Genomic DNA, 10,358 nt, shown 5'->3' on the forward strand with positions numbered 1-10,358 from the left:
AAGGTTCTGGTAAGTAACGTAATTAAACATTATATTCTAATTTCAAATCAATTTGTAAGGATAGATAAAAAGGCGACTGCTTGTTAACAGTTACCTTTTAACCCAGCCTCACCTCACCGTACCTTACCAGACCAAACCTTACCTAACCATACCGAATTCTATGTAATTCAACTACCCGCCCAGCCTCCACGTTGAATTATTCCCAGGCCAGCTTGCGCCAGCCAGGGCCAATAATGTTAGGTGATGCTTATCATAATAAAGACTTTATATTTTCCAAAATGGAACGGCAATTTGGGTATCCTATTGTCATTAAAACCGTACAAAATAGAATGGCTAGGCTACTTAGGATCTCAGGGCTTAACCAAGAGTTGACACCGCATTCTCTAAGACATACACATACTTCACTTCTTGCCGAGGCGGGTGTCTCACTTGAACAAATCATGGATAGACTCGGACATACCGATGATCAAATTACCAAAAACGTCTATCTCCATGTAACGCAAGAAATGAAAAAAGAAGCTTCCCACAAGTTTGCTCAACTCATGAGAAGCCTCCGTTAAGAACCTCATGTTAACAAAATGTTAACAATCCACTCTTATCTTACAAAAAACCCTTATATATCAAGGGGTGAAGCGGCTTATTACATCATGCCGCCCATTCCACCCATGCCGCCCATATCAGGCATTGCAGGGCCAGCATTTTCTTCTGGCTTGTCAGCAACTACTGCTTCAGTAGTTAAGAACATAGCTGCAACAGATCCAGCGTTTTGAAGTGCTGAACGAGTTACTTTCGTTGGGTCAACGATACCAGCTTCGATCATGTTTACCCACTCGCCAGTAGCAGCGTTGAAGCCTGTTCCAACTTCTTCGCGCTTTAAGCGGTCAACGATTACAGAACCTTCAAGGCCTGCATTATGTGCAATTGTGCGTACAGGCTCTTCCATTGCACGAAGTACAATGTTGATACCTGTAGCTTCGTCGCCTTCAGCCTGGATAGAAGCCACTTTGTTGTATACGTTTAGAAGTGCCACACCACCACCGGAAACGATTCCTTCTTCTACAGCTGCACGTGTAGAGTTTAGGGCGTCTTCGATGCGAAGCTTGCGCTCTTTTAATTCAGTTTCAGTAGCAGCACCAACTTTAACTACTGCCACACCGCCAGCTAACTTAGCAAGGCGCTCTTGTAATTTTTCGCGGTCAAATTCAGAAGTTGTTTCTTCCATTTGAGTGCGGATTTGGTTCACACGGCCGGCGATTTGCGCGCTGTCTCCAGCACCTTCAACGATCGTAGTGTTTTCTTTCGTAACAACCACTTTAGAAGCGCGTCCTAAAGAATCGATTGTAGCAGATTTAAGGTCACGGCCTAACTCTTCAGTGATTACTTCACCGCCAGTCAGGATCGCGATGTCTTCAAGCATAGCCTTACGGCGGTCACCGAAGCCAGGAGCTTTAACCGCTACAGCGTTGAAAGTTCCACGAAGCTTATTCACTACTAATGTAGCTAGTGCTTCACCTTCAACATCCTCAGCTACAAGCAATAAAGGCTTGCCTTGCTGTACAACCTGCTCAAGTACAGGAAGAATTTCCTGGATGCTTGTGATCTTCTTATCAGTGATTAAGATATAAGGGTTTTCAAGAACCGCTTCCATCTTATCAGAATCTGTAACCATGTATGGTGAAGCGTATCCGCGGTCGAATTGCATACCTTCTACCACATCAAGCTCAGTTGTGAAACCTTTAGATTCTTCGATTGTGATAACACCATCGTTGCCAACGCGCTCCATTGCTTCAGCGATCAGCTGGCCAACTTCATTGTCAGCAGCAGAAATAGCAGCAACCTGTGCGATAGATTCTTTGTTTTCGATAGGTTTTGAAATAGCTTTTAACTCTTCAACAGCAGTAGAAACCGCTTTTTCAATTCCTTTGCGGATGCCCATTGGGTTAGCACCTGCAGTTACGTTCTTAAGGCCTTCACGGATCATTGCCTGAGCAAGAACTGTTGCAGTTGTTGTACCGTCACCGGCAACATCGTTTGTTTTGCTTGCTACTTCAGCAACAAGCTTCGCACCCATGTTTTCGAAAGCATCTTCAAGTTCGATTTCCTTTGCAATTGTCACACCATCATTAGTGATTAATGGAGAACCGAATTTCTTCTCAAGAACCACGTTGCGTCCTTTAGGTCCAAGAGTTACTTTTACCGCATTTGCAAGGGAATCTACACCGCGAAGCATCGCGCGGCGGGCTTCTTCACTAAATTTAATCTCTTTAGCCATTGATAAAAACCTCCTCAAAAATTTTAGCTTTATCTTTTAATAATCTTCGTCTGATCGGCGATTAGCCAATTACAGCAAGAATGTCATTTTCACGTAAAATTAAATATTCTTTGCCTTCGTACTTCACTTCAGTACCAGCATATTTTGAGAAGATGATACGGTCGCCGTCAGCAACTTCAAGGGCAACACGCTCACCGTTTTCAAGAACGCGGCCAGTTCCCACAGCTACAACTTTGCCTTCTTGAGGCTTTTCTTTAGCAGTGTCCGGCAGTACAATGCCGCTTGCAGTTTTTTCTTCGGTTTCAACAAGCTCGATAATGATTCGATCACCTAGTGGCTTTAACAAGTGAAACAACCTCCTCAAATAAAATGTAAATATTTTTATTTATTAGCACTCTCTCTGTATGAGTGCTAACACAATTATTATATTAATGAATCTCAAATCTATTTGCAAGGGTGAAGCTTAAATTTTTTTAAAAAATTTCATCCGCTCCTTCACGCTATTTTTCGTCATAGACAACCTCTTAAGTATGCTTCAGCAGCCCTCATTTTAACCATATCCTTACCTCTTTTGATCTCTGAAATTTGAAACCCCCTCCCTATAAAGAGTACAATGGCTTTAGGACTTGTAACCAACACTCAGATTAAGGAGTAATACACTTTGAAGAAGGAATACTGGATTATAATAATCACCTATATAGCCATGCAGCTTTCAAGCTTGTTTGGCGTTCCGCTCGTATTATGGACTGCCGATGCCCTGGGACAGAACCCGGAGAATATGCAGATTCTTGCAGTGGCCTACTGGCTCGTAATCAGTTTCACAATCACGCTGATCATTACGCTTCTATTACTAAGGAAAGAAATGAAACGGGGACTGGATAGGGATGCCTCTTCTGTTGCAGGCTCTGTGGGCTGGGCTATTGGAGGCATATTCTTGGCCCTGGTTGCTCAAGCTGCTGCTGCAAGTATTGAAAATCTGATTGGCATTGAAATGGGATCTGAAAATACACAGCAGATTATCAGGATTATTGAAGCATCGCCAATCGTCATTTTAATCAGTTCGGTCATCGGGCCAATCCTTGAGGAAATCGTCTTTAGAAAGATTATTTTTGGCTCTCTTCATAAGCGCTTCAACTTCTTCCTTTCAGCCCTGATCAGCTCGGTCATTTTTGCTCTGGCCCATTTTGAGCCTGAACATGTACTGTTATACTCAGCAATGGGATTCACCTTTGCGTTTTTATATGTCAAGACGAAGCGGATCATCGTGCCGATTTTTGCCCATGTGGCGATGAACACCTTCGTCGCGGTTGTTCAGCTGAATCAGGATAATATACAAAAGTGGTTAAAGGAAATGGAAAACATGCAGAGCTTTATCAGCTTTTTCTAACTGGAGAAATGTTTTTAACGTACTGGGGGATTATCATGAGAAGCACACCTTTGTTTTCAGGCTTTATTTACATCCTTCTCGGATGTCTTTTCACCTTTATAGCCATCCAGAATACCCAGCGGGAAGAAACCTGGGGATTCTTTACTTATTTTCTTATCTTAATTGCCACATTTGATTTTGCCACCGGTCTACGGATGGTTGGCCAGCATTTTAAAATGAAAAAATGAGCCCGCAAAAGGCTCATTTTTTTTACACTTCTTCAGGATAATTTTTCAGAAAATAAACCAATGACTGCAATTCCACTGCCAGATCGATATGGTGAATCCGAATCGAGGACGGCACAGTGAGCCTCGCGGGTGTAAAGTTAAGGATTCCTTTTATTTTCGCATTCACCATCCGATCAGTTATCGTCTGGGCAGGCGGTGCAGGCACCGTTAGAATCGCCACCTGAATATTATTTTTAACAATAACTTCTTCAAGGTCATCCATATGATGGACCGGCACATCACCGATTTTCGTGCCAACCTTGCTCTCATCCACATCAAAAGCCACTTCTATTTTCGTATTATTATTTTTAAGAAAATTATAGTTAAGAAAGGCAGTTCCTAAATTTCCTACCCCGACCAAAGCGACTTTAGTCAGCTCGTCCTGGTCAAGAGTCTTCCGAAAGAAGCCCAGCAGGTAGTTCACATTATATCCATATCCTTTTTTCCCTAACGCACCGAAGTACGAAAAATCACGGCGAATCGTTGCAGAATCTACTTTTACCGCCTCACTCAATTCTGCTGATGAGACTCTTTGTTTGCCGGAGGAATGAAGGTTTTTTAGAAAGCGGTAATATAAAGGCAGCCGTTTAGCTGTTGCCTGCGGTATCTTAATTGGTTCATTGGCCATTCGTCCATCCCCATTTCTTATGATGAATTAATTTCGTTTAAAATCTCCGTTTTTGCCGCCTGTTTTCTCTATTAAAAAGGTTGGCCCAATTACCATTCCTTTATCTACAGCCTTGCACATATCATAAACGGTCAGCGCACAGACAGAAGCAGCTGTTAACGCTTCCATTTCCACACCCGTATTCCCTTTTGTTTTAACAGAAGCCGTAATGATGAGGTCGTACTCTTCCTCTTCAGCTTTCCATGAAAATGAAATGTCGACACCCTTTAGCGGCAGCGGATGGCACATCGGAATAATGTCCCATGTTTTCTTGCTCGCCATAATGCCTGCCGTTTGTGCAACAGCGAGTACATCCCCTTTTTTCATCGAATTGGATGTAATCTTCTCGTAAATCTCCTGATTCACCCTAATGCTTGACTGAGCTATGGCCGTCCTTGCCGTCTCAGGCTTATCGCTGACATCCACCATTTTTGCCCTGCCCTCTTGATTAAAATGAGTAAAATCCGCCATTTAAAACACCTCTCTTCAAAATCATACACTATTTTTCCGTTACTTTGTACGTGCTTGTAAGGTTCTTCACATATTTATTTACCTTTTGTTATGTTTAATGCCCGTAAGCCGGGCTTATCGTCCTGTCTCCTTTATTGCCGAACATATATGAATGAGTTACACTTACTCTATACCCGAGGTGAAAGAACATGATACTATTACAAGTCAATCAGCTGGCAAAAAGTTTTGGCGCTGATCCCATTTTAACGAATATAAAGTTAGAAGTACAAACCAGGGACCGGATTGCCCTTGTAGGGCGCAATGGTGCAGGGAAATCCACCCTTTTAAAAATAATTGCCGGACACATGACGTATGATGCCGGCGAGATTATAAAGCCAAAGGAAGTAACAATTGGCTATCTTGCACAAAATACCGGTCTGGAATCAGAGTTATCCATCTGGGAGGAAATGCTGACTGTTTTCAGTCATTTGCAGAAGCAGGAAAAACAGCTCCGCAGCCTTGAAGAACAAATGGCAGATTCCGATATCCTCAGTAATTCTGATGCCTATGAACGCGTATTGAAAGATTACGACAAACTTCAGGTTGATTTCAAAGAAAATGGCGGCTATCAATATGAAGCAGATATCCGTTCCATTCTCCATGGACTCAATTTCAGCTCATTGGGCTATGATACCAAAATTTCATCATTGAGCGGCGGACAGCGAACAAGGTTGGCCCTTGGTAAACTTCTGCTGACAAAGCCTGATATTTTAATTCTGGATGAGCCTACCAACCACCTTGATATTGAAACATTATCGTGGCTTGAACAATACCTCCAGGGATACAGCGGTGCCATTCTAATCGTATCACATGACCGGTATTTCCTTGATAAGGTCGTTTCCCAGGTTTACGAGATTTCCCGCCACCAAATAAGAAAGTACCCGGGAAACTACAGTTCCTATTTGGATCAAAAAGCCGCTAATTTTGAAAAAGAAATGAAGCAATTCGAGAAACAGCAGGAAGAAATCGCTAAGCTGCAGGACTTTATCCAGCGGAACCTCGCCCGTGCCTCCACAACCAAAAGGGCACAAAGCCGCAGAAAGCAGCTTGCCAGAATGGACGTGATGGACAGGCCCCTTGGAGACGAGAAATCGGCTTCCTTTGTATTTGACATCGATCGCCAGTCGGGCAATGAGGTTTTAAATATCCATTCTTTAGCAATAGGCTACGAAGAGAAAGTGAGTGAGAATATTTCACTGCGGCTGGCAAGAGGCGACAGCATTGCACTTGTTGGGCCAAATGGAATCGGTAAATCAACATTGCTCAAAACCATCATCAAAAAAGTTCCTTCTTTTTCAGGGGAGATTCAGTATGGCTCCAATGTGACAATTGGCTACTATGACCAGGAACAGGCAGAGCTCACAAGCAACAAAAGAGTACTGAACGAATTATGGGATGAATACCCGCTGAAACCGGAAAAAGAAATCAGGACCATACTTGGGAACTTTCTCTTCTCCGGTGATGATGTACTTAAAACAGTTTCAACACTGAGCGGCGGTGAAAAGGCCCGGCTTGCGCTTGCAAAGCTAATGATGCAGAAAGCCAATTTCTTAATTCTGGACGAGCCTACAAACCATTTGGACCTGGACAGCAAGGAAATTCTTGAAAATGCATTGATCGATTATCCCGGGACCATTCTCTTCGTATCTCATGACCGATACTTTATCAACAGAATTACAACAAAAGTAGTTGAACTTTCTGAAAGCGGGGCAGCTGAATATCTTGGTGATTACGATTATTATGTAGAAAAAAAGCAGGAACAAAAGGAATTGCTTGCACTTAATGAGCAGGACGCATCCTCCGATTCACAGCCTGTAAAGCAGGAAAAAAATAATTACCAGCTGGATAAAGAGGCCAAAAAGCTCGAACGCCAGCGAAAAAGAAGAATGGAAGAAATTGAAGAGCAAATAGAAGCATTAGAGACAGTAATCGATACTAATGATCAGCTTCTCTGTGATCCAAATGTTTATCAGGACCATGAAAAGGTGCTGGAAATAACAAATGAAACGGATGAAGCAAAAGCAAAGCTGGAAGAATTGATGGAAGAATGGGCACTTTTAGCTGAAGAGGATTAAAGGAATATTCATAACTTTTAGACTGGTAGAATAGTCACTGCCAGTCTTTTTTATTATCCACAGAGATAATCACAAGAAAAACGCAGTTATATATACTCTCCACAGACTTTTCCACATTATCCACAATTAAAGCTGGTTTTATCCACATTACCAACATAAAATTCTGAAACAAATGATTTTATCCACAGAAAAAGTCCCCTATGCTGTCGGGGACTTTTTCCTAATTATTTATCATTGTGGATAGTAATGTCCAAACCGGGATTTGCATTTAAATCGAGACCGGCGAATTGTCCTTTTTCAAACAGAACACTTCCTGCTGCTGCTATCATCGCTGCATTATCTGTGCATAAAGATAATGGCGGAATAATAAGCTTTATATCAGCTCTATTTCCAAACTTCTTTTCTAAAGAAGCCCGAAGACCTTTATTCGCCGCAACTCCGCCTGCGAGCAGCAGCTGCTTCACCTGATATTCTTTAACTGCTCTTTCTGTTTTCGTTACCAGGACATCAATGACACTATCCTGGAAGCTTGCAGCCAGATCCTCCGGCACTATCGTCTCGCCACGCTGTTCAGCATTGTGGACAGTGTTGATAACGGCTGATTTTAAGCCGCTGAAGCTAAAATCGTATGAACCTTCTTCCAGCCAGGCTCTTGGGAGCTGAATAGTTGGATTCCCTTCATGAGCGAGTCTGTCAATGTGAGGACCGCCCGGATAAGGCAGATTTAAGGTCCGGGCAACTTTATCATATGCCTCTCCTGCAGCATCATCCCTTGTCTCGCCAATTACTTCGAAATGGCCATGCTCCTTCATATAGACCAGTTCAGTATGTCCGCCAGAGACTACCAGGGAAAGTAACGGAAAATCCATTTCTTCCACCAGTCTGTTTGCATAAATATGGCCAGCAATATGATGCACGCCTACTAGCGGGATGCCGTGAGCAAACGCAACGGCTTTTGCGGCATTAACCCCGATCAGAAGCGCGCCTACAAGGCCAGGCCCTTCCGTCACAGCAATTGCTGAAAGATCAGAATATGTGATGCCTGCCTTATCTAATGCTTCTTCAAGCACGATCGTTATCTGTTCAACATGATGACGGGAAGCTATTTCCGGAACTACCCCGCCAAAACGTTTATGGCTTTCGATTTGGGATGCAACGATATTGGCTGCAATTTCACGTCCATTCTTAATGATGGCTACCGCAGTTTCGTCACAGCTGGTTTCAATCCCCATGATCCATTGATCTTTTTTCATTATAAATTCACCCACATTACTAAAGCATCTTCTTGATTATCAGTATAGTAGTTCTTCCTGATGGCTCCGTTTTGAAAACCAAGCTTTCGGTATAAGGACTGAGCTGTGAAGTTGGATACCCTTACTTCCAGAGTCATTGTGATGGCTCCCATTTCAGACGCAAGCTCCATTAGCTGCCGCATCAAAGCTTCTCCAAGTTTTCTCCCGCGGTATTCAGGGAGCAGCGCAACATTTGTGATATGAGCCTCATCCACGACTATCCATGCTCCACAGTATCCTATTACTTTATTTTCTTCTTCTAAAACAACATACAAAGCAAACTGGTTATGTGTTAATTCGTTAAAAAAGGCCTCCCTGCTCCAGGGTGTTGCAAAGGATTTGTGTTCGATTTCCAAAACATCATCAATATCCTCTTCATTCATCAAACGGAAAGTTAAGGATTTATTCATACGTTCGCTTCCTCATCTATAACTTTTTTTCCTGGTTTGCTTTTATCCAATTAGCTTCAGCTTCCGCAATCCTAATATAATTAGGTACAAAAGAATGAACATCCTCAGGCTCTTGGTCCCTGCCTAATAAAGCAAGTTCGGCCGGCCTTGGATTATGTTCTGCAGGTGAGGCAAACACTGCCCGCTCTTTAAGGAGTTCTGTAAATATATCTTTATGTAAGGGCAAATCATTCCCGATGAAAAGAACGTTTTCCTGATGTTCAGAAAGCATGGCTGCCCAATCTTTTGATAGCAGAAGCTGATCTTTGATCAGCGATACTAACTGTCCTTCCCTATATTGATACAGGCCGGTATATATTTGCCCTCTCCTTGCATCAAACAAAGGCGATATGACGCCATTAAAGTATCTGCCAGCCGATGCCGCATATACTTCAAGGCTGGATACCCCAACCAGCGGCTTATTTAAAGTCCATGCCAGTGTTTTTGCAATCGTTACCCCAATACGCACTCCTGTATACGAACCAGGCCCTTTCGCAACAACAATTTTATCTAATTCAGCAGGCTTAACACCGCAATCTTTCATTAAAGTATCAATAGCCGGCATAACTCGGACAGAATGATTCTTTTTTACATTTGTAATATACTCGCCTATAACCTGATCACCATCCAGAAGAGCTACTCCCAGAGGGTAATTGGATGTATCAATGGCTAAAACCTTCATGACATAATCTCCTTACACAATTCCTCATATCTTTTTCCCCGGGGTTCCAGGACAAGCCTTCTTGAGTCATGATCATCAAGATATAAATAAATAGTTAATAACTCTTCAGGCAGCTGTTCTTTAACAAGATGAGCCCATTCTACAACTGTGACCCCATTGCCATCAAAATATTCATCAAACCCCAAATCCTCAAAGGAATCTTCAACTCTGTATACATCCATATGATAAAGGGGGTATCTTCCATGGTATTCTTTAATAATCGTAAAAGTAGGGCTATTTACATTTCGGGTTATATTAAGCCCTTTTGCCAGCCCCTTGGTGAATGTCGTTTTCCCTGCACCCAAATCTCCTTCCAGAGCAAGGACATCTCCCGGCTGAAGCAGGTTGCCGAGCTTCTCCGAAAACCCCATCGTATCCTCTGGCTTCTTTGAGATAAACTCAAACTGACTCATATGTTTCAACACCTTTTATGGTCTAATCTATCAACGAAAAGAAAAAGCACAAACGCTTACCACCCGCGCCGCCTCGAGGCAGCTGGCGATAGGGGTGGACAGTTCTCGAAATTCAACGATCTGAATTCCGAGATTACAAAAAAACCTTAGGATAAATCCTAAGGAGAATAGTCTATATGTAGTTTACCTTATTTTGAAGCAATGGGCAAAGTAAGCTATTTTCAATATTAATATCCTATACACTTAGGTTAAAAAGGCATAAAAAAAGACGAAACTAAGTTTCGTTTTACTTTTTAAAACTATAAA

At 42.5% G+C, this 10,358-nt stretch carries 11 protein-coding genes and 1 pseudogene; 4 read left to right on the forward strand and 8 right to left on the reverse strand.

Features of this window, described 5'->3' with window-relative positions; all coding sequences use genetic code 11:
- Positions 1–248 precede the first annotated feature (248 nt).
- Positions 249–560: pseudogene (locus tag BFI01S_RS19435) on the forward strand (tyrosine-type recombinase/integrase); the annotation flags it as partial.
- Between the two features lie 80 nt (positions 561–640).
- Here the strand turns inward: BFI01S_RS19435 and groL are convergent.
- A complete protein-coding gene (gene groL, locus BFI01S_RS19440; RefSeq protein ID WP_061794077.1) occupies positions 641–2,272 on the reverse strand; it encodes a chaperonin GroEL in 1,632 nt (543 codons plus the stop codon).
- A 61-nt stretch (positions 2,273–2,333) separates the two neighbouring features.
- The gene (gene groES / locus BFI01S_RS19445; RefSeq protein ID WP_009336289.1) at positions 2,334–2,618 is read right to left on the reverse strand and encodes a co-chaperone GroES; all 285 of its coding nucleotides are present in this window, start codon (positions 2,616–2,618) and stop codon (positions 2,334–2,336) included.
- A 315-nt stretch (positions 2,619–2,933) separates the two neighbouring features.
- Here groES and BFI01S_RS19450 point away from each other — a divergent pair, with 315 nt between their 5' ends.
- A complete protein-coding gene (locus BFI01S_RS19450) occupies positions 2,934–3,659 on the forward strand; it encodes a CPBP family intramembrane glutamic endopeptidase (RefSeq protein ID WP_061794078.1) in 726 nt (241 codons plus the stop codon).
- A gap of 35 nt (positions 3,660–3,694) precedes the next feature.
- The gene (locus tag BFI01S_RS19455; protein ID WP_048010893.1) at positions 3,695–3,886 is read left to right on the forward strand and encodes a YdiK family protein; all 192 of its coding nucleotides are present in this window, start codon (positions 3,695–3,697) and stop codon (positions 3,884–3,886) included.
- Between the two features lie 22 nt (positions 3,887–3,908).
- Here the strand turns inward: BFI01S_RS19455 and BFI01S_RS19460 are convergent, their stop codons facing one another.
- On the reverse strand, positions 3,909–4,553 hold the full coding sequence (locus BFI01S_RS19460; RefSeq protein ID WP_061794079.1) for a redox-sensing transcriptional repressor Rex: 645 nt from the start codon (positions 4,551–4,553) through the stop codon (positions 3,909–3,911).
- 27 nt (positions 4,554–4,580) lie between these two features.
- The gene (gene moaC / locus BFI01S_RS19465) at positions 4,581–5,063 is read right to left on the reverse strand and encodes a cyclic pyranopterin monophosphate synthase MoaC (protein ID WP_061794080.1); all 483 of its coding nucleotides are present in this window, start codon (positions 5,061–5,063) and stop codon (positions 4,581–4,583) included.
- A 188-nt stretch (positions 5,064–5,251) separates the two neighbouring features.
- On the opposite strand from moaC, the gene BFI01S_RS19470 reads away from it, so the two are divergent.
- Positions 5,252–7,177, forward strand: a complete 1,926-nt coding sequence (locus BFI01S_RS19470; RefSeq protein ID WP_061794081.1) for an ABC-F family ATP-binding cassette domain-containing protein — start codon at positions 5,252–5,254, stop codon at positions 7,175–7,177.
- Between the two features lie 224 nt (positions 7,178–7,401).
- On the opposite strand, the gene tsaD is transcribed toward BFI01S_RS19470, so the two are convergent.
- From tsaD to tsaE, 4 genes are read right to left on the reverse strand one after another with little or no spacing between them, the layout of a single operon-like run.
- Positions 7,402–8,430: a tRNA (adenosine(37)-N6)-threonylcarbamoyltransferase complex transferase subunit TsaD gene (gene tsaD, locus BFI01S_RS19475; RefSeq protein ID WP_061794082.1), complete on the reverse strand. Its 1,029-nt coding sequence runs from the start codon at positions 8,428–8,430 to the stop codon at positions 7,402–7,404.
- On the reverse strand, positions 8,430–8,879 hold the full coding sequence (rimI, locus tag BFI01S_RS19480; RefSeq protein ID WP_061794083.1) for a ribosomal protein S18-alanine N-acetyltransferase: 450 nt from the start codon (positions 8,877–8,879) through the stop codon (positions 8,430–8,432). Before rimI ends, tsaD begins: the two co-directional genes overlap by 1 nt.
- Positions 8,880–8,895: 16 nt before the next feature.
- Entirely contained in the window at positions 8,896–9,600 is a 705-nt protein-coding gene (gene tsaB / locus BFI01S_RS19485) for a tRNA (adenosine(37)-N6)-threonylcarbamoyltransferase complex dimerization subunit type 1 TsaB (protein ID WP_061794084.1), read from the reverse strand.
- Entirely contained in the window at positions 9,597–10,052 is a 456-nt protein-coding gene (tsaE, locus tag BFI01S_RS19490) for a tRNA (adenosine(37)-N6)-threonylcarbamoyltransferase complex ATPase subunit type 1 TsaE (protein WP_061794085.1), read from the reverse strand. The genes tsaB and tsaE overlap by 4 nt, the downstream gene beginning before the upstream one ends.
- Positions 10,053–10,358: the final 306 nt, after the last annotated feature.

This window comes from Cytobacillus firmus NBRC 15306 (genome assembly GCF_001591465.1).
In the GTDB taxonomy this organism is placed as follows: Bacteria; Bacillota; Bacilli; order Bacillales; family Cytobacillaceae; genus Cytobacillus; species Cytobacillus firmus.

What these genes read in the sequence shown, in the direction of transcription:
- tsaE (WP_061794085.1), bottom strand. Translation starts at nt 10,052, where the DNA reads ATGAGTCAGTTTGAGTTTATCTCAAAGAAGCCAGAGGATACGATGGGG.
- moaC (WP_061794080.1), bottom strand. Translation starts at nt 5,063, where the DNA reads ATGGCGGATTTTACTCATTTTAATCAAGAGGGCAGGGCAAAAATGGTG.
- tsaD (WP_061794082.1), bottom strand. Translation starts at nt 8,430, where the DNA reads ATGAAAAAAGATCAATGGATCATGGGGATTGAAACCAGCTGTGACGAA.
- BFI01S_RS19470 (WP_061794081.1), top strand. Translation starts at nt 5,252, where the DNA reads ATGATACTATTACAAGTCAATCAGCTGGCAAAAAGTTTTGGCGCTGAT.
- BFI01S_RS19460 (WP_061794079.1), bottom strand. Translation starts at nt 4,553, where the DNA reads ATGGCCAATGAACCAATTAAGATACCGCAGGCAACAGCTAAACGGCTG.
- tsaB (WP_061794084.1), bottom strand. Translation starts at nt 9,600, where the DNA reads ATGAAGGTTTTAGCCATTGATACATCCAATTACCCTCTGGGAGTAGCT.
- BFI01S_RS19455 (WP_048010893.1), top strand. Translation starts at nt 3,695, where the DNA reads ATGAGAAGCACACCTTTGTTTTCAGGCTTTATTTACATCCTTCTCGGA.
- rimI (WP_061794083.1), bottom strand. Translation starts at nt 8,879, where the DNA reads ATGAATAAATCCTTAACTTTCCGTTTGATGAATGAAGAGGATATTGAT.
- groL (WP_061794077.1), bottom strand. Translation starts at nt 2,272, where the DNA reads ATGGCTAAAGAGATTAAATTTAGTGAAGAAGCCCGCCGCGCGATGCTT.